Here is a 17,777-nt window from a genome sequence, read left to right on the forward strand (position 1 = left end):
TTCGTTTCGCTGAGGTATGCGCTACATTCGTGTCGTACGAAACGGTGTCGTTCGAAGTCCCGGAGCGGAAAGGGTGAGTGACATGACCGAGGTCTCGACCGCGCGTCGCAGCCGCATCACCCCCGAGCGGGAGGCCGAGCTGTACGAGGCCGTGCTCGAACTGCTCAGGGAGGTCGGCTACGACGCCCTGACCATGGACGCGGTCGCCGCCCGCACCCGTTCCAGCAAGGCCACGCTGTACCGCCAGTGGGGCGGCAAGGCCGAGCTGGTCGCCAAGGCGGTGCGGCACACCAAGCCGGGCGGTATCGGTCTCGACGAGATCGACACCGGGTCGCTCAAGGGCGACCTGCACGCCCTCACCCTGCGCTCGGACGACTGCACCATGGAGCAGAACTCCGCGCTCATGCGGGGTCTGGCCATGGCGATCCACGGCAACCCGGATCTCCTGACGGCGTTCCGCTCGCACCTCATCGAACCCGAGATGGCGGAGTTCCGCCGACTGGTGCAGCGGGCGATCGACCGGGGCGAGGTACGTCCCGACAACCCGGCGATCGAGTTCATGATCCACATGATGATCGGCGGGTTCGCGGCCCGCTCGATGATCGACGAGCTGCCGCCGACCCAGGAGTTCCTCCTTTCGTACATCGACGCCGTGGTCCTCCCCGCCCTCGGCGTTGCGAGCGACTGACCCCCAGTCCTCTCCCCAGCAAGCCCTCCACCTGACGTAACCGCTCACGTCGTCGGGCTGATCATCCCTGCCCTGGGGCCGTGTCGCCCTGGCCCCACGACCTGACCGGGAGTACGCCTTCGTGGCCACTTTCCTCTACGACCTCGGCCGCCTCGCCTTCCGGCGACGGCACTTCGTCGCCCTCATATGGGTGGCGCTGCTGACGATCGCCGGCATCGGCGCGGTGAGCGCGCCCGCCGCCGGAACGAGCTCCTTCTCCATCCCGGGCACGGAGGCGCAGAAGGCCTTCGACCTGCTGGAACAGCGTTTCCCGGGGGCCAGCGCCGACGGCGCGACCGGGCGCATGGTCTTCAAGGCGCCCGCGGGCGAGAAGATGACGGACGCCGCCAACCGGGCCACCGTCGCCAAGACCGTCAAGCAACTCGGCGACGGCTCCGAGGTCGTCTCCGTCACCGACCCGTTCACGACCCACGCGGTGAGCAAGGACGGCACGGTCGCCTACACCTCGGTCCGCTACGACGCCCCCGGCATGGAACTCAAGGACGCGACCGGCGACGCCCTGGAGAAGGCCGCCGACGACGCCCGGGACACCGGGCTGACCGTCGACATCGGCGGCGACGTGCTCCAGGCCGAGCCGGAGGCGGGAGCGATCGGTGAGGCCGTCGGTCTCGCCATCGCCGCGATCGTCCTGGTCATGACCCTGGGCTCGCTGGTCGCCGCGGGACTGCCGCTGCTCACCGCGATCATCGGCGTCGGGATCGGCGTCTCCACCATCGCCGTCCTCGCCAAGGCGCTCGACCTCGGCGACACCACCTCCACCCTCGCGGGGATGATCGGTCTCGCGGTCGGCATCGACTACGCGCTGTTCATCGTCTCCCGCTACCGCGCCGAACTGGCCGAGGGCCGCGACCGCGAGGAGGCGGTGGGACGGGCGACCGGCACCGCCGGTTCCGCGGTGGTCTTCGCGGGCCTCACCGTCGTGATCGCGCTCGCCGGACTCTCGGTCGTGGGCGTGCCGATGCTGACCAAGATGGGCCTCGCCGCGGCGGGCACGGTCGTGATCGCCGTCCTCATCGCGCTGACCATGATCCCGGCGCTGCTCGGCTACGCGGGCCGCAAGATCCGCCCGACGGGCGAGAAGCGCGGGAAGTCCGCCGAGAAGGCGGCCCCGTCCCGGAAGCCGAAGCCCAACCTCGGCACCCGCTGGGCGAGTTTCGTCATCCGCCGTCCGGCCGCCGTGCTGCTGCTCGGCGTGCTCGGGCTCGGCGCCGTCGCGCTACCGGTCAGCCAGCTGCAACTGGGCCTGCCCGACGACGGTTCGCAGCCGACGTCCACGACCCAGCGCCGCGCCTACGACCTCCTCTCGGAGGGCTTCGGGCCCGGCTTCAACGGCCCCCTGATGATCGTGGTCGACGCCAAGAACAGTGACGACCCGAAGGCCGCGGCCGGAACGGTGACCGACGGGATCAAGGGCCTCAAGGACGTCGTCACGGTCACCCCGCCGGCCTTCAACAAGGCGGGCGACACCGCGACCATCACGGTCGTCCCCGGCTCCAAGCCGTCCTCGGCCCAGACCGAGGACCTGGTGCACGCCATCCGCGGCCAGAGCGCCGAGGTCAGGTCCGACACCGGCGCGGACGTCCTGGTCACCGGCACCACCGCGATGAACGTCGACTTCTCGCAGAAGCTCTCGGACGCCCTCATCCCGTACCTGGCCCTGGTGGTCGGCCTCGCCTTCCTCCTGCTGATCGTGGTCTTCCGCTCGATCCTGGTCCCGCTGAAGGCGGCCCTCGGCTTCCTGCTGTCGGTGCTCGCCGCGCTCGGTGCCGTCGTCGCGGTCTTCCAGTGGGGCTGGCTGGGCGGGCTGCTCGGCGTGGCGGAGACCGGCCCGATCATGTCGATGATGCCGATCTTCATGGTCGGCGTGGTCTTCGGGCTCGCGATGGACTACGAGGTCTTCCTCGTGACCCGCATGCGCGAGGCGTACGTCCACGGCGAGTCCCCGAGCCAGGCCATCGTGACCGGGTTCAAGCACAGCGCCCGGGTCGTGGTCGCCGCCGCCGTCATCATGATGTCCGTCTTCGGAGGCTTCATCAGCTCCGGCGAGTCGATGATCAAGATGATCGGCTTCGGACTCGCGGTCGCCGTCTTCTTCGACGCGTTCATCGTCCGCATGGCGATCGTCCCCGCGGTCCTCGCCCTGCTCGGCCGCCGCGCCTGGTGGCTGCCGAAGTGGCTGGACCGCGCACTGCCCAACGTCGACGTCGAGGGCGAGGGACTGCGCACGCAGGACCAGAAGGACGCGGATCCGGACGAGGACCGGGAGCTGGTACGCGTCTGACGCACACGGCGTGACGGGAGTCGGCCGGTGAGGGGAACACCCTCACCGGCCTTCTGCTGCCGTGGACCGCCCGAGATAGGTGACCGGCCCGGGATCCGGCACGGCGATCTCGTGGAAGCCGAGACGGTCGTAGAAGGCACGCGCCGGCGTGTTGGCGCTCACCATCGACAGGTGTACGGCGGCCACGCCCCGCTCGTGCAGCGCGCGCAGGAAGGTCTCCATGAGTGCCCGCCCGTACCCGCGTCCCTGCCGGTCCGGGAGCAGGTCGATGTGCAAGTGGGCGGGGTAGGCGGCGACTTCGGGCACGAGCATCCGCTCCGGGCGGTGCAGGAGCGCGACGATCTCCTCGTCGGGGGTGCGCGGCGGGTGGTGGGGCTCCGGGTAGCGGTCGGCCACCAGGGGCAGCCACTTCGCGCGGTAGTCCGCCACGAACCGGGGCGTGTCGGCGGTACCCAGGACGTACCCCACGGCCTGCCCCGCGCCGTCGTCCAGCACGAAGGCCAGCTCCGGTTCGAGATGCACGTACGGCGCCGCGAAGGCCGCCGGGAAGACACCGGGGTCCTTGTAGTGCGGCCGGCTGTCCCGGCCCGCGTGCGCGGTGCGGACGCAGATGTCCTCCAGCGCGTCGCGGTCGTGGGGGTGGTAAGGGCGTACGGCGGGAGACGGGGTCATCGCAGCATCTTGCACGACGGACGGGGGCGGGGACCTTCGGATCCTCGAAACAGCGCCCGCGTGCTGCGACCGTCCCCAACCCGGTCGCATGCCCCGTACACCCACCACTAGCGTGCCCTGCATGACGACCACCGACACCGACGGCTCCGAGGCCGCCCACCCCCGTTTCGCCGAGGCCCTGCGCGCGCTCGGTCTCGACGAACTCACCGCGCGGGTCCGCCGCTTCCCGGACGCCACCCGCACCGCCGCCGAGGCCGCCGCCGCCGTCGGGTGCGAGCTCAGCCAGATCTGCAAGTCGCTGGTCTTCGCGGCGGACGGGGTGCCGGTGCTGGTGCTCATGGACGGGGCGTCCCGCGTCGACCTCGAACGCGTCCGGCGCGAGCTCGGCGCCGACAAGGTCACCCGGGCCAAGGCCGAGGTCGTACGGGAGACGACCGGGTACGCCATCGGGGGCGTGCCGCCCTTCGGCCACCGTACGAAGACCCGGGTGCTGGCCGATCGTTCGCTGCTCGGCCATGACCTCGTCTGGGCCGCCGCCGGCCATCCGCACGCCGTGTTCCCCATCGCGCCCGGGGACCTGGTGGCCCACGCCGGTGCCACTGTCGTGGACGTCCGCGAGCGCACCCCGTGACGCCTGTCGTCACGGCGGCCGTGCTGCTCGCCGCCGTCACGCACGCCAGCTGGAACGCCATCGCGCACCGGATCACCGACAAGCTCGTCGGGTTCACGCTGATCTCGGGCGGCGGGATGCTCATCGGGCTCGCGATGATCCCGTTCACCGCGATGCCGGTGGCGGGCGCGTGGCCGTATCTGCTCGGCTCGGCCTGCATCCACATCGCCTACTACGCGCTGCTGATGACGTCCTTCCGGCTCGGGGACTTCGGGCAGGCCTATCCGATCGCGCGCGGCACCGCGCCCCTGGTCGTGACCGTGCTGGCGGCCCTGTTCGCGCACGAGGTCCCGGACGGGTGGGCGGCCGCCGGAATCGCCCTGTCCTGCGCGGGACTCACCGGTGTCGCCCTGTGGGGGCTGCGCGGCCGGCGGCCCGACTGGCCGGCGATCGGCGCGGCGTTGGCGACCGGGCTGACCATCGCCGCGTACACCGTCGTCGACGGGCTCGGCGTGCGCGCCTCCGGCTCCTCGCTCGGGTACATCGCCTGGCTGATGGCGGTGCAGGGCATCGTGATCCCGGCGTACGCCCTGCACCGGTGGCGCGGCCGGCTCGTTCCCGTCCTGCGGCCGTTCGCCCGGGTCGGTCTCCTCGGCGCCGCCCTCTCCGTGGCCGCCTACGGGCTCGTCCTGTGGGCCCAGACCAGGGCGGAGCTCGCCCCGGTCGCGGCCCTGCGCGAGTCCTCGATCATCGTCGGCGCGGCCATCGGCGCCGTGTTCTTCAAGGAGCGGTTCGGGGCGCCGAGGATCGCGGCGGCGGGGCTGCTCGTGGTGGGTATCGGGCTGATGCTGCACGCCGGTTAGCCACCCGGACCGGGGGTTCGCCCCCAAGCGCTGCCCAAGTCCCGCTCAACGTCGGCTCTTTGTTTGCCTCCTTGCCCATGTCTTGACGGTCCGTTCCATGAGCGTTCAGCCCGCCGTCCGTGGCGGGGGTGTGTGCCGTCCCTAGGGTCCCTGCGTACTTCGGAAGAAGGGGACCATGGACACACTCCACGCAGTCCGGGCCCGCGGGATCACCAAGTGCTTCGGTGACGTCGTGGCGCTCGACGGTGTCGATCTCGAGGTGACGCGGGGGCAGATCCACGGCCTGGTCGGGCCGAACGGCGCCGGCAAGACGACCCTGCTCGGACTGCTGCTGGGCCTCGCCGCCGCCGACGCCGGGCGTCTGGAGATCCTGGGGGCCGAGGCCGGGCGGACGTTCGCCGCTCCCGACGGGGTCGCCGGGTTCGTGGACGGGCCCGGTCTCTACCCCTCGCTCACCGCCCGGCAGAACCTCGCCGCGCTGGCCGGACTCCGGGGCCGGGACGCGCGTACGGCAGGCGTCGACGACGTGCTCGGCGAGGTCGGCCTCACCGACGTCGCCGACGACAAGGTCCGCGGCTTCTCCCTCGGCATGCGCCAGCGGCTCGGACTCGCCGCCGCCCTGCTGACCCGGCCGCGGCTGCTCGTGCTCGACGAACCGTCCAACGGGCTCGACCCGGCCGGCAAGCGGCAGGTGCACGGTGTCCTGAACCGGCTCGCCGCGGACGGCACGGGTGTCGTGGTCTCCAGCCACCGCATGGACGACCTGGAGGCGCTGTGTTCCGAGGTCACCATCCTGGCCACGGGACGGGTCGTGTTCTCGGGCCCGCTCGGCAAACTGGCCGCCGAGAGCCGTGAACTCGACTACCGGGTACGGACGTCCGACCCGCAGGCCGCACGGCGGCTGGCCGGGGGCACGGACGGCGTCCGGATCGTCGACGACACCGGCACACCGCGGGACGGCGGACCGCTCGTCGTGCGCGCGCAGGTCCCGGCCCTCGACGACCTGGTGACGCGGCTCGTGACCTCGGGCGTCGCGGTGCGCGAACTGGCGCCCGTGGTCTCGCCGCTGGAGGCCGCGTTCCTGGCCCTGACCGAGGACCGGGAGACACAGCGATGACCACCACCGTCACCGCGGCCGCCGCCCCGGCCCGCTCCGGGGCGGCCCCCGTTGCGCGCAGCTACCGCTTCGAGCTCGTCAAACTGGTCTCCCAGTGGCGCATCCGTCTCCTCGTCCTGGCCTGCTGGATCGCGCCGGGGCTGTTCGTCGCCGGGGTGAGCGAACAGAGCACGCTGCCCTCCGACACCCTCTTCGGCCGCTGGATGCACGCCACCGGCTGGGCCGGACCGCTGGTGATGCTCGGTTTCGCGGGCACCTGGGCCCTTCCGCTGCTGACCTCGGTGGTCGCCGGTGACATGTTCGCCGCCGAGGACCGGCTGGGCACCTGGCGGCATCTGCTGGTGGCGGTCCGCTCACCGCGGCGGATCTTCGCGGCGAAGGTGCTGGCCGGCCTCACCGTCATCCTGGTGCTCGTGGCCGGGCTGGCCTGCTCCAGCGCCGTGGGCGGGCTGGCCTCCGTCGGCAACCAGCCGCTCGTCGGTCTTGACGGTCACCTGCTGGCCCCCTCCGACGCCGCGGGGAGGGTCCTGCTCGCCTGGGTCGCCGCCCTCGCCCCGACCCTGGCCCTCGCCGCGATCGGCCTGCTCGGGTCGGTAGCCCTCGGCCGCTCCCCGACAGGGCTGCTGCTGCCGCCGCTCGTCGCGCTCGGCATGCAGGTCGCCCAGCTGCTGCCGCTGCCCGTCGCCGTCCGACTGGCCCTGCCCGGCTACGCCTTCCTCTCCTGGAACGGCCTGTTCACCGCTCCGGCCCAGCTCGCCCCGCTCCTGATCGGCGTCGCGGTCAGTCTGGCGTGGGCCGTGCTCGCGACCGCACTGGCCCGTCTGCTGTTCCTGCGGCGGGACTTCACCGACCTCGCCTACGACGGTGCCGGGCGCCGCGCGTTCACCGTGGGCGTGCTGCCCCTGGTCGGGCTGACCGCTCTCACCGTCACCGCGATCGCCTTCGGGACCGACTCGACGGGCATCACCCAGGCCAAGGTCCAGCGCTCCGTCGCCACGGCCTTCGCCCATCTCTACCGCCTGCAGACCGAACAACTCCACCGCCCCGCCGTCACCGAGGCGCAGCTCAAAGCCTCGGCGGCGTGCACCAAGAGCGACGGCCAGGCCGCTCAGCAGGGGGCGGGCAACGACTGGCGGTGTGTCGTGACCTGGCACCTGCCCGGCGTACCGGTGGCGGGGACGGCTGTCTATCAGCTGGACGTCGGATCGGACGGGCGGTTCGTCGCCGACGGCGACGGGCCGAAGGAAGTGAACGGCTACTTCCTGGTGCGGACCTCCACCGGGGACGCGCCCAACCCGCTGTGGCAGTTCGACGGCGACGTCGAGCTGCTGGACACCACCTCGAAGGGATAGTCCCATGCAGGTAACTCGGCAGCGCCGGAGCCGCCGGCAGGTCAGACGCCTCAGCCGCCGGACCACGCTGGTGACGGCCGGCATCGCCGTGGCCCTCGGCGTCACCGGCACCGCGGTCGCCTCGACCTACCAGTTCGGCACCCAGCAGGTCGCGCAGGACACCGCCAAGGGCGAGGTCATCTCCAGCGACCAGTACCTCAAGCCGTACGGCAGCCGGACCGTCGTCAACGACGGCAAGATCATGTCGTCGACGGTCAGCCCGGACGGCACCCACCTCGCGGCAGCGGTCGCCGACGGCGACGCGGCGCTGGTGATCATGGACCTCGCGACCGGGCAGGTGAAGCAGAAGATCGGCGCCAACGCGGCGGACGACCTGCGCATCAGCAGCGCCGCGGTCGGCCAGGAGGGCCCCGCCTACTCGCCCGACGGCAAGCAGCTGTGGCTGGGCCAGGCGGACGGCTACACGAAGTTCACCGTGAACGCCGACGGCACCCTGTCCACTCCGACGGCCGTCCCCATCCCGGCCGTCGGCACCCAGCACGCCCTCGTGGCCGGCGCGGTGTTCTCGGCCGACGGCTCCACCGTGTACGCCGCGGTCAACGGCCAGAACCGGGTCGTCGCCCTCGACGCGGCGACCGGAACCATCGAGCAGAGCTGGGCCGTCGGCACGGCCCCGCGCGGAATCGCCCTGGTCGACGGCACGTTGTACGTCAGCAACGAGGGCGGCCGTCCGGCGAGGGCCGGCGAGACCACCATGAACTCGTACGGCACCCAGGTGCCCGCCGACCCCGAGACCGGGGCCGCGACCACCGGCACGGTCAGCGTCATCGACACCCGCGCGGACAACGCCGTCCGGACCATCGAGGTGGGTCTGCACCCGACCGCGGTGTACGCGAAGAAGGGCGCGGTGTTCGTCACCGACACGGCCGACAACAGCGTCTCGGTCATCGACACCCGCAAGGGCAAGGTCGTCCAGACCATCGCCACCCAGCCCTGGCCCGAGGCGAAGGTCGGCTACGAGCCCGACGCGGTCACCCTCACCGACGACGGCCGGCTGCTGGTGACGCTGGGCCGCGCCAACGCGGTCGCCGTCTACCGGTACAAGTCGGCGCAGGAGCCCGCCAGTTACGTGGGCCTGCTCCCCACCGACTACTTCCCCGCCGAGATCACCACGGTCGGCAAGAAGGTCGTCGTCAGCAACACCCGTGGCATAGACGCCCGCCGCCCCACCACCGCCTCCGGCCACGGCACCCACGACACCACGTCCAGCCTCACGCAGTTCACGCTGCCGAGCGACCTCGTGATCCGGTCCCAGACGGCCAAGGTCTTCCAGCAGAACGGCTGGACACCCGGCTCGGTCACCGCGGCCAAGGGCACGAGCCACGCCAAGGCCGTCCCGGTCCCCGCCCGCCTCGGCGACCCCTCGACGATCAAGCACGTCTTCCTGCTGGTCAAGGAGAACCGCACCTACGACCAGGTCTACGGCGACCTCCCGCAGGGTGACGGCGACCCGGCCCTGACGACCTTCGGCGCGAACGTCACGCCCAACCAGCACGCCCTGGCCCAGCAGTTCGGCCTCTACGACAACTTCTACGACGTCGGCACCAACTCCGCAGAGGGCCACAACTGGCTGATGCAGTCGGACAACCCGGAGTACACCGAGTCCTCCGCCGGTGAGTACACGCGCAGTTACGACACCGAGAACGACGTGCTGGGCCACCAGAAGTCCGGTTTCATCTGGACCGGCGCGCAGGCGGCCGGCAAGTCGGTCAAGGACTTCGGCGAGTTCCAGTCCACCGAGTCCAAGCCGGCCGGCGCCACCTGGCAGAACCTGTACTGCGACTCGAAGACCATGGCCGCGACCGGCGCGCAGACCCAGTACCCCATCCGGACGGGTTCGGCGATCCCCTCGCTGAACGACGTGTCGGTGCAGGGCTTCCCGATGTTCGACCTCGACGTCCCGGACATCTACAAGGAACAGATCTGGCAGCAGGACTTCGAGAAGAACGGCCCCGCGAACCTGAACATGTTCTGGTTCTCCAACGACCACACCGGCGGCCCCGCCAACGCCTCCGCCGAGGTCGCCGACAACGACCTCGCGGTCGGCCGGATGGTCGACGAGATCTCCCACAGCAAGTACTGGAAGGACTCCGCGATCTTCGTCGTCGAGGACGACTCCCAGAACGGTCTCGACCACGTCGACGGCCACCGGGCCCCGGTCCAGATCATCAGCCCCTACGCCCGGCACGGCAGCGTCGACAGCCACTACTACACGCAGATCACGATGATCCGCACGGTCGAGCAGATCCTCGGGATCCACCCGATGAACCAGAAGGACAGCGCGGCCACGCCCATGTACGGGGCGTTCACCGGCAAGCCGGACACCACCCCGTTCACCGCGGTCCCCAACCGCACCTCGCTCACCCTCGGCGTGAGCCCCACGCCCTCCTGCGGCGCGGACACCCCGGCCGCCCAGGACGCCGCCGCGGCTCCCGCGCCGACCACCGCGGCGGTACCGGCGGCGAAGCGGGATCTCGCCGCCGAGTGGAAGACCTGGGCCTCGCACCAGCGCCTGACCGGCGCGCACGCGGTGCCGGACTACGCCAACGCCGAGCAGATGAACCGCTACACCTGGTACCAGACGCACGCCTGGACCACGCCGTACCCTGGTGACAAGAAGGTGTACGCGCCGAACGCCGTACCCGGCGCCCACCTTCCCTCGGCGGAGTCCGACGGCTGAGCACCCGTGCGCCGCCGCCCGCCGAGGAGCACCCTGGAAGCACACGCTTCGGAGGTGATCGTCATGACGCACACCGCTGTGGGATGGCACATCGAGCTGGAGTTCCAGGAGGACGACCAGCACACGCGGGCGGCGGCGATGGTACGGCTGCCGGACGGCACCGAGGTGCGCACGCACGGGCATGCCACCCGCCACCACACCGACAGCAATCAGCCGAGGGTGGGAGAGGAGGTCGCCGGCGCCCGGGCGCTGAACGAACTCGCGATGCAGCTGCTGACCAAGGCGCACGACGAGATCGACGAGGCGTCCGGGCGCAGGTCCCACTCGATCAACGTGTAGCGGTCACAGGGCCGCCCGCACGGCCCTGACCAGCGCCTGCGCCCGGGGGTCCGCGGTGACCGTCTTGCGGAAGCCGTTGGTGACATAGCCGAAGGCGATGCCCGTCCCCGGGTCGGCGAAGCCGAGGGAGCCGCCGCGGCCGGGGTGTCCGAAGGAGCCCGCGCCGAGGAACGGCGAGGCGCTGCCGTGCAGCATGTAGCCCAGGCCGAACCGGGTGTTCACGACCAGCACCCGGTCCGGGCCCGCCGACTCCTCGGCACGGGCGAGCTCGACCGTGGCCGGGTCGAAGAGCCGCACCCCGTCCACCTCGCCGACCATCGCCGCGTAGACGCGCGCCAGGCCGTCGGCCGTGGCGATGCCGTTGGTCGCGGGCAGGGCACTGGCCCGGTACGCCGGGGCGTTCTGGTCGGGGAAGGGGGTGATCGCGGCGAAGGCGCGGCGGGTGAGGGAGCCGGGATCCTCGTAGGCCTCGGTGACGGACCGCTTGGGGCGGGCGCGCAGGCCGCCGGCGGGCTCCGGCCCCTCGACCCGGCCGACCCGTCCCGTCCGGCCGGCCTCCTCCTCCCGCGCCGGCAGTCCGAGCCAGAACTCGGCGCCCAGCGGCCCGGCGATCTCCCGCGCGATCCACTCGCCGGCGCCGAGCCCGCTCACCCTCCGCACCAGCTCGTCCAGCATCCAGCCGTACGTCAGCGCGTGGTAGCCGTGGTCCGTGCCGGGCTCCCAGACGGGTGCCTGGGCGGCGACCGCCTCGGGGCCCTTCAGCGGGTCCAGGGCCTGTTCGGGGGTGAGCGGCCGGTCGATCACCGGCAGCCCGGCCCGGTGGTTGAGCACGTGCCGGACCAGCACGTGCTCCTTGCCGCGCGCCTTGAACTCCGGCCAGTACTCGGCCACCGGGGCGTCCAGGTCCAGTTCCCCGCGCTGGTGCAGCAGCAGGGGTACGGCGGCGGCGACGCCCTTGGTCGCCGAGCGCACCACCTGCGCGGTGCCGTGCCGCCACGGCTCGGTGCCGTCGATGTCCCGGGTGCCGGCCCACAGGTCGACCACCTTGCGCCCGTCCCGGTACACGGCGACCGCCGCGCCCCGGTCCCCGAGCGCCTCGAAGTTCCGCGCGAACACGTCCCTGACCGGCTCGAAGCCCTCGGCGACTGTGCCGTTCACGTCCACGCCGTACTCCTCCTGCTGCCGCCTGGTGCCTGTCTCAGCCAAGCAGAATCGTCACGTCGATGTTCCCGCGGGTCGCGTTGGAGTACGGGCAGACCTCGTGGGCCGCGGCCACCAGCTTCTCCGCGAGGCCCGCGTCGAGGACCGGCAGGGAGACGCTCAGGGCGACCGCGAGGCCGTAGCCGCGGTGCTTGTTGGGGCCGATGCCGACCTTCGCGGCGACCGTGGAGCCGGTCAGGTCGTAGCCCTCGCGGTTGCCGACGAGGATGAGCGCGTTGTGGAAGCACGAGCTGTAGCCGGCGGCGAACAGCTGCTCCGGGTTGGTGCCGTTGCCGTCCCCGCCGAGGGCCGGAGGCATCGCGACCTTCAGCTCGATCTGGCCGTCCAGGCTGGTGACAAAGCCGTCCCGGCCGCCGTGGGCGGTGGCCTCGGCGACATACATGATCTTCGTCGGCCGGGTGTCGACGGCGGTTTCCTCAGACATGGCGGATCTCCCCCCGGAGAGGTGTGCACAAGTACATCGTGCACAAGGTACCGGCCGGTAGGTCGGTGGCGGGTTACCAGGGGGTAGTGACTTCGGGTAACAGGAGGTCAGTGAGGTCGCTCGGCTGCCGCGTCCGCCCGTTGCGCGAGCCGCCACAGCTCCTCGCGCAACCGCGCGGCCTCCGTGCCGTCGAGCTCTGTCGCCGCGAGGAGCGCGCCCGGGAGGCAGGCCGCGCGCTCCCTGAGTTCCTCCGCGCGTGCCGTGCCCGCGACGAGTACCGAGCGTTCGTCGGCCGCCGCGCGCTCCCGGCGCACCAGCCCGGCGCCCTCCAGCCGCTTGAGCAACGGCGAGACCGTGCCGTAGTCGAGGCGCAGGGCGCCGGCCAGCTCCTTCACCGTCGTCTCACCGCGCTCCCACAGCACCAGCAGGACGAGGTACTGCGGGTAGGTGAGCCCGAGCTCGTCGAGGAGCGGCCGGTACGCGGCGGTCACCGCGCGCTGGGCGGCGTACAGCGCGAAGCACAACTGGTCGTCAAGGAGCAGTGATCCGGCGTCCTCTTCGTTCGTCACGCGCCCATTGTCACGGACCGCGGATCGAATCCGAAGGGCAGCTCCAGCCGGTGGGCGCGCATCAGCTCGTCGTCGGCGAGGAGTTCGGCGGTCCTGCCGTCCGCGGCGATCGTGCCCTCGCTCAGGATCAGCGCGCGCGGGCACAGCTCCAGCGCGTACGGCAGGTCGTGCGTGACCATCAGGACCGTCACGTCCAACGAGCGCAGGATGTCGGCCAGTTCGCGGCGGGAGGCGGGGTCGAGGTTGGAGGAGGGCTCGTCGAGGACGAGGATCTCCGGCTCCATGGCGAGCACGGTCGCCACCGCCACCCGGCGCCGCTGCCCGAAGGAGAGGTGGTGCGGGGGCCGGTCCTTGAACTCCGCCATGCCGACCCGGCCGAGCGCCCGGTCCACGCGTTCCTCCAGCTCCGGCCCCCTGAGCCCGGCCGCCGCCGGTCCGAACGCCACGTCCTCGCGCACGGTCGGCATGAAGAGCTGGTCGTCGGGGTCCTGGAAGACGATGCCGACCCGGCGCCGGACCTCCGCCATGTGCTCCTTGCCCACGGGCAGCCCGGCGACCTTCACCGTGCCGACCCCGCCGCTCAGGATGCCGTTGAGGTGCAGCACCAGGGTCGTCTTGCCGGCGCCGTTCGGGCCGAGCAGCGCGACCCGCTCGCCGCGCGCGATCGAGAAGTCCACGCCGAACAGGGCCTGGTGCCCGTCGGGGTAGGCGAAGGCGAGGCCGGAGACCTCCAGGGACGCGGTGTTCACAAGGTCGCTCACAGAGCCCATCCCAACACGCAGACGACAAGGGCGGCGACGGGGAGCGCGAGGGCGTACGACCACTGCGCCCGGGACGCGGTCACCTCGTCGATGACCGGCATCGAACCGGCGTAACCGCGGCTGACCATGGCCAGGTGCACCCGCTCGCCGCGTTCGTAGGAGCGGATGAACAGCGCGCCGGCCGACTTCGCGAGGACGCCCCAGTGCCTGACCCCGCTCGCCTCGAACCCGCGCGACTCCCGCGCGATCCGCATCCGCCGCATCTCGTCGGTGATGACATCGCCGTAACGGATCATGAAGGACGCGATCTGGACGAGAAGCGGGGGGAGCCTGAGCCGCTGCAGTCCGAGCAGCACCGAGCGCAGTTCGGTGGTGGAGGCCAGCAGCACCGACGCGGCGACTCCCAGCGTCCCCTTGGCGAGCACGTTCCAGGCGCCCCACAGACCGCTCACGCTCAGGGACAGCCCGAGCACCTCGACCCGCTCGCCCTCCGCGACGAACGGCATGAGCACCGCGAACGCCACGAACGGCACCTCGATCAGCAGCCGCTTCAGCAGGAAGCCGGCGGGCACGCGCGCGGCGTACGCGACGACGCCCAGGAGGACGGCGTACACCCCGAACGCCCACATCGCCTCGCGCGGGGTCGAGACGACGACCACCACGAAACCGAAGGCCGCCGCGAGTTTGGTGTGCGGGGGCAGGGCGTGCACCGCCGAGTGCCCGTGCCGGTAGAGCCGGTGCGCGTGTCCGGCGCCCATGTCAGACGCCGCTCGTGCCGGCGGGCGAGACGTCGGCGGTACGACGCCTGCGGACCGTCCAGAAGACGCCGGTGCCCGCGACCACGGTCACGCCGACGCCGATCACGCCCGCCAGCCCCCCGGACAGGCGGGCGTTCTCGACGTCCTTCACGCCGTAGTCGGCGAGCGGGGAGTCCGACGTGGCGTGCTTCTCGGTCTTCGCGTCGATGCCCTTGTCGGCGGCGACCTTCTCCAGGCCGTCGGGGCTGGCGGAGGCGTAGAAGCTGACGAAGCCGGCGAGGACCAGGGAGGCCACCAGGCCCGTGATCCAGACCTTGCGGTGGGAGCGGGCGGCGGCGACCGGCGCGGTGTCCGGCACGTCGACCAGCTCGCCGTCGACCCGCAGCTTGAGCTTCCGCTGAAGGCCCCGTGCCCCGTACACCAGGTCGGGGCGTACGGCGACGACGGCACCGACGGTCAGCGCGGTGATGGCCGCCTCGCCGATGCCGATGAGGACGTGGACGCCGATCATCGCGGTGGCGACCTTGCCGATGGAGACGTCGGTGGTGCCGCCGACCGCGTAGATCAGGGTGAAGGCGACGGCCGCGGCGGGCACGGAGAGCACGGCGGCCACGAAGGAGGCCGCGGTGATCGAGCCGCGTCGGCGCGGAAGCACCTTCACCAGCCCGCGGAAGACGGCGTACGCCACGACCGTCGTGACGACGGCCATGTCGGTGATGTTCACGCCGAGCGCGGTCAGCCCGCCGTCCGCGAAGAGGATGCCCTGCATGAGCAGGACCACCGAGACACAGAGGACACCGGTGTAGGGGCCCACGAGGATCGCGGCCAGCGCTCCGCCCAGCAGATGTCCGCTGGTCCCCGCGGCGACGGGGAAGTTCAGCATCTGCACGGCGAAGATGAACGCCGCGACCAGACCGGCCAAGGGGGCGGTGCGTTCGTCCAGTTCACGGCGGGCACCGCGCAGGCTCACCGCGACGGCGGTCGCGGCGACCAGGCCGGTGGCCGCCGAGATGGGGGCGTCTATGAATCCGTCAGGCACATGCACCGTTCGATGATAGTGGCTTGTTGCGAACCCTTTGCAAGAGAGTCGGAACACGAACAGCACATCGCAGGCTTTCGGTCCCGGGGGCGGAACACGGGAAATGTGCGACGCTGGGGAGGGAATGGATGCACAGCTTCCGCACAGGTCACGCAGCGTGAGAGGGCCGTCACGATGTCTGTAGTCGAACAGTACGCGCGAGCTCACATCGTTTCGGACGCGGACATCGCGGAGGACGAGGCGGTCCCGGTGGTCCTGCGCTACGACCCGGAGAACGACCCGCGCTCGGTACGGATCGGCCTGCCGGGCACCCACGAATGGACTTTCTCGCGGGCCCTGCTGGAGCAGGGACTCAGGGCTCCGGCCGGCAGCGGCGAGGTGCGGGTGTGGCCGTGCGGACGGGTGCAGGCCGTGGTGGAGTTCCACTCACCGCACGGGGTGTCGGTGGTGCAGTTCGAGCAGAAGACGCTGCTCAGGTTCCTGCGCCGCACCTATATGGCCGCGGCACCCGTCCGGGGCTGACGCCCTAGGGGTTGCCGACGCCCTAGGGGTCGCTGACGCCGTAGGGGTTCAGCCGCCCATCTTCAGCAGGGCCGCCACGATCGGGCCCGCCGTGTCGCCGCCGTGACCACCCGCCTGGACGACGCCGGCCGCCGCGAGATCGCCGCGGTACGCCGTGAACCAGCCGTTCGGCTTCTTCTGGCCGTCGACCTCCGCGGAGCCGGTCTTCGCGCCGACGTTGCCGTACACCCCGGACATCGCCTCGGCCGCCGTGCCGTAGCCCGCCGTGTACGCCATCAGCTCACGCAGCTGCGACAGCGTGCCCGAGGACATCGTGCGCGAGGCGGTCGCCAGGGTGCGGTGGTCGACCGAGGGCGAGACCAGGTAGGGCTGCCGGAAGGTGCCCGACTCGATGGTGGCGGAGACGGAGGCCATGTTCAGCGGGTTCATCCGGACCCCGCCCTGGCCGATGAGCGAGGCCGCCTTCTGGGCCGCGCTCTGCACCGGCACCGAGCCGTCGAAGGACGGGACGCCGATCGCCCAGTTGTTCATGGACAGACCGAAGACCTGCTGGGCCTGCTTGGTCAGGCTGTCGTTGTCCAGCTTGCCCGCCTGGCTGATGAAGGCGGTGTTGCAGGAGCGGGCGAAGCTCGCCTTGAAGGTGCCGCCCTTGATCTCGAACTTGTCGTCGTTCTGGAACTTCCAGCCGCCGTACGTGACGTACTTGGGGCACGGGTGCGGCTTGTCCGCCGAGGCGAGGTCCTTCTCGATGAGCAGCGAGGAGGTGACGACCTTCATCGTGGAGCCCGGGGCGAGGGAGCCCTGGAAGGCGGTGTTGAAGCCGTGCCCGGCGTTCGCCACCGCGAGGATCTCGCCGGTCGACGGGCGCAGGACGACCACCGAGGACTTCGCCTGCTTGGCGACCTGTGCCTCGGCCGCGGCCTGGAGCTTCGGGTTCAGCGTCGTCCGCACGGTGCCCGGGGTGCCCTTGCTGAGCTCCACCAGCGTCTTGTCGGAGGACTTGGAGCCCTTCGCGCGGATCACCCTGAGCTCGATGCCCGCCTTGCCGCCGGCCTTCTTGCCGTACTTCTCCCGCAGACCGTCCAGGACCGTGCCCAGCGACGGGTAGGTGGCCTCGGTGATCTCGCCGCCGTCCCGGTCGACCGCCTTGACCGGCGGGGTCCCGGACTCGCCCGTGACGAGGGTGTCGCCGTCCTGCAGATCGGGGTGGACGACCGAGGAGTGCCAGTCGACCTGCGGCTTCCCGGTGCCGGTGTTGCGCACGACGGTCAGCGAACCGGCGTACGTGAGCGGCTTGGTGAGGCCCTTGTACGACACCGTGCCCTTCACGGAGAACGGCACCTTGGCACCGGTGGGGGTGCCGGGAGTGAGGGTGACGCCGGAGATGTGGGCGTCCTTGGCGTAGCCGGTGAGCAGGGCGGTGGCCGCCTTGGTGTCGCTGGTCGCGGCGGCGGCCGCGGTGACCTTGCCCTGCTGCCACGAGGTCAGGAAGGCGGTCGCGGTGGAGGTCACCTCGGTCGCCGACAGCGGTCCTGTCCTGACCTTCGGCTTGTGGTCCTCGGCGGACGCGGAGGTGTTCTGCGTCCGGTCGTCGGCCGCCGCCCCGGCGCCGTACAGCGCGTAGACGCCGAGGCCGGCGCCGCCGACGACGACGGCGATCATCCCGCCGACCACGGCGGGCTTGGTCTTCCGTCGCTCGGCGACGCGCCTTCTGTTACCCACGACTTACGCTTCCTCCGCGCTGTTCCAGGGTCCCCGTTG

The 17,777-nt window shown here is 71.4% G+C and carries 17 protein-coding genes; 9 read left to right on the top strand and 8 right to left on the bottom strand.

Annotated features, from left to right (window positions below; all coding sequences use genetic code 11):
* The first annotated feature begins 82 nt into the window (after positions 1-82).
* Complete coding sequence (locus tag AQI94_RS37735) at positions 83-688, top strand: TetR/AcrR family transcriptional regulator (protein WP_031043863.1); 606 nt, start codon at positions 83-85, stop codon at positions 686-688.
* 121 nt (positions 689-809) lie between these two features.
* Complete coding sequence (locus tag AQI94_RS37740; protein ID WP_031043865.1) at positions 810-3,029, top strand: MMPL family transporter; 2,220 nt, start codon at positions 810-812, stop codon at positions 3,027-3,029.
* A gap of 42 nt (positions 3,030-3,071) precedes the next feature.
* Here the strand turns inward: AQI94_RS37740 and AQI94_RS37745 are convergent, their stop codons facing one another.
* On the bottom strand, positions 3,072-3,701 hold the full coding sequence (locus tag AQI94_RS37745; protein WP_031043868.1) for a GNAT family N-acetyltransferase: 630 nt from the start codon (positions 3,699-3,701) through the stop codon (positions 3,072-3,074).
* 121 nt (positions 3,702-3,822) lie between these two features.
* Between AQI94_RS37745 and AQI94_RS37750 the strand changes: the two genes are divergently transcribed.
* The 6 genes from AQI94_RS37750 (at position 3,823) to AQI94_RS37775 (ending at position 10,722) form a co-directional block, all read left to right on the top strand.
* Positions 3,823-4,332 carry a YbaK/EbsC family protein gene (locus AQI94_RS37750; RefSeq protein WP_031043871.1) on the top strand — a complete coding sequence of 170 codons (510 nt, stop codon included), beginning with the start codon at positions 3,823-3,825 and terminating at the stop codon, positions 4,330-4,332.
* Positions 4,329-5,174, top strand: a complete 846-nt coding sequence (locus tag AQI94_RS37755; RefSeq protein WP_031043873.1) for a DMT family transporter — start codon at positions 4,329-4,331, stop codon at positions 5,172-5,174. Before AQI94_RS37750 ends, AQI94_RS37755 begins: the two co-directional genes overlap by 4 nt.
* A 175-nt stretch (positions 5,175-5,349) precedes the next feature.
* The gene (locus AQI94_RS37760; RefSeq protein WP_031043876.1) at positions 5,350-6,291 is read left to right on the top strand and encodes an ABC transporter ATP-binding protein; all 942 of its coding nucleotides are present in this window, start codon (positions 5,350-5,352) and stop codon (positions 6,289-6,291) included.
* On the top strand, positions 6,288-7,643 hold the full coding sequence (locus tag AQI94_RS37765) for an ABC transporter permease (RefSeq protein WP_031043878.1): 1,356 nt from the start codon (positions 6,288-6,290) through the stop codon (positions 7,641-7,643). Before AQI94_RS37760 ends, AQI94_RS37765 begins: the two co-directional genes overlap by 4 nt.
* Before the next feature lie 4 nt (positions 7,644-7,647).
* A complete protein-coding gene (locus AQI94_RS37770) occupies positions 7,648-10,383 on the top strand; it encodes a bifunctional YncE family protein/alkaline phosphatase family protein (protein WP_031043880.1) in 2,736 nt (911 codons plus the stop codon).
* 63 nt (positions 10,384-10,446) lie between these two features.
* Positions 10,447-10,722, top strand: a complete 276-nt coding sequence (locus AQI94_RS37775) for a DUF1876 domain-containing protein (RefSeq protein WP_031043882.1) — start codon at positions 10,447-10,449, stop codon at positions 10,720-10,722.
* Between the two features lie 3 nt (positions 10,723-10,725).
* Here AQI94_RS37775 and AQI94_RS37780 read toward each other — a convergent pair whose 3' ends face one another.
* The 6 genes from AQI94_RS37780 to AQI94_RS37805 all read right to left on the bottom strand — a co-directional run bounded on the left by AQI94_RS37780 (position 10,726) and on the right by AQI94_RS37805 (position 15,500).
* Entirely contained in the window at positions 10,726-11,886 is a 1,161-nt protein-coding gene (locus AQI94_RS37780; protein ID WP_062230186.1) for a serine hydrolase domain-containing protein, read from the bottom strand.
* A 34-nt stretch (positions 11,887-11,920) separates the two neighbouring features.
* Positions 11,921-12,367, bottom strand: coding sequence for an organic hydroperoxide resistance protein (locus AQI94_RS37785; protein ID WP_031054199.1), 447 nt, complete (start codon positions 12,365-12,367; stop codon positions 11,921-11,923).
* 107 nt (positions 12,368-12,474) lie between these two features.
* Positions 12,475-12,936, bottom strand: a complete 462-nt coding sequence (locus tag AQI94_RS37790; protein WP_062230188.1) for a MarR family winged helix-turn-helix transcriptional regulator — start codon at positions 12,934-12,936, stop codon at positions 12,475-12,477.
* A complete protein-coding gene (locus AQI94_RS37795) occupies positions 12,933-13,706 on the bottom strand; it encodes an energy-coupling factor ABC transporter ATP-binding protein (RefSeq protein WP_031049020.1) in 774 nt (257 codons plus the stop codon). The genes AQI94_RS37790 and AQI94_RS37795 overlap by 4 nt, the downstream gene beginning before the upstream one ends.
* The gene (gene cbiQ / locus AQI94_RS37800; protein WP_031049021.1) at positions 13,694-14,455 is read right to left on the bottom strand and encodes a cobalt ECF transporter T component CbiQ; all 762 of its coding nucleotides are present in this window, start codon (positions 14,453-14,455) and stop codon (positions 13,694-13,696) included. Before cbiQ ends, AQI94_RS37795 begins: the two co-directional genes overlap by 13 nt.
* Position 14,456: 1 nt before the next feature.
* Positions 14,457-15,500 carry an energy-coupling factor ABC transporter permease gene (locus tag AQI94_RS37805; RefSeq protein WP_031049022.1) on the bottom strand — a complete coding sequence of 348 codons (1,044 nt, stop codon included), beginning with the start codon at positions 15,498-15,500 and terminating at the stop codon, positions 14,457-14,459.
* Between the two features lie 168 nt (positions 15,501-15,668).
* On the opposite strand from AQI94_RS37805, the gene AQI94_RS37810 reads away from it, so the two are divergent.
* Positions 15,669-16,016, top strand: coding sequence for an SsgA family sporulation/cell division regulator (locus tag AQI94_RS37810; protein WP_031049023.1), 348 nt, complete (start codon positions 15,669-15,671; stop codon positions 16,014-16,016).
* A 48-nt stretch (positions 16,017-16,064) separates the two neighbouring features.
* Here the strand turns inward: AQI94_RS37810 and AQI94_RS37815 are convergent, their stop codons facing one another.
* A complete protein-coding gene (locus AQI94_RS37815; RefSeq protein WP_031049024.1) occupies positions 16,065-17,738 on the bottom strand; it encodes a penicillin-binding transpeptidase domain-containing protein in 1,674 nt (557 codons plus the stop codon).
* Positions 17,739-17,777: the final 39 nt, after the last annotated feature.

Origin of the sequence: Streptomyces pseudovenezuelae (assembly GCF_001513955.1) — a bacterium.
Lineage (GTDB): Bacteria > Actinomycetota > Actinomycetes > Streptomycetales > Streptomycetaceae > Streptomyces > Streptomyces pseudovenezuelae.

What these genes read in the sequence shown, in the direction of transcription:
- AQI94_RS37750 (WP_031043871.1), top strand. Translation starts at nt 3,823, where the DNA reads ATGACGACCACCGACACCGACGGCTCCGAGGCCGCCCACCCCCGTTTC.
- AQI94_RS37745 (WP_031043868.1), bottom strand. Translation starts at nt 3,701, where the DNA reads ATGACCCCGTCTCCCGCCGTACGCCCTTACCACCCCCACGACCGCGAC.
- AQI94_RS37795 (WP_031049020.1), bottom strand. Translation starts at nt 13,706, where the DNA reads ATGGGCTCTGTGAGCGACCTTGTGAACACCGCGTCCCTGGAGGTCTCC.
- AQI94_RS37765 (WP_031043878.1), top strand. Translation starts at nt 6,288, where the DNA reads ATGACCACCACCGTCACCGCGGCCGCCGCCCCGGCCCGCTCCGGGGCG.
- AQI94_RS37785 (WP_031054199.1), bottom strand. Translation starts at nt 12,367, where the DNA reads ATGTCTGAGGAAACCGCCGTCGACACCCGGCCGACGAAGATCATGTAT.
- AQI94_RS37735 (WP_031043863.1), top strand. Translation starts at nt 83, where the DNA reads ATGACCGAGGTCTCGACCGCGCGTCGCAGCCGCATCACCCCCGAGCGG.
- AQI94_RS37770 (WP_031043880.1), top strand. Translation starts at nt 7,648, where the DNA reads ATGCAGGTAACTCGGCAGCGCCGGAGCCGCCGGCAGGTCAGACGCCTC.
- AQI94_RS37775 (WP_031043882.1), top strand. Translation starts at nt 10,447, where the DNA reads ATGACGCACACCGCTGTGGGATGGCACATCGAGCTGGAGTTCCAGGAG.
- AQI94_RS37760 (WP_031043876.1), top strand. Translation starts at nt 5,350, where the DNA reads ATGGACACACTCCACGCAGTCCGGGCCCGCGGGATCACCAAGTGCTTC.
- cbiQ (WP_031049021.1), bottom strand. Translation starts at nt 14,455, where the DNA reads ATGGGCGCCGGACACGCGCACCGGCTCTACCGGCACGGGCACTCGGCG.
- AQI94_RS37810 (WP_031049023.1), top strand. Translation starts at nt 15,669, where the DNA reads ATGTCTGTAGTCGAACAGTACGCGCGAGCTCACATCGTTTCGGACGCG.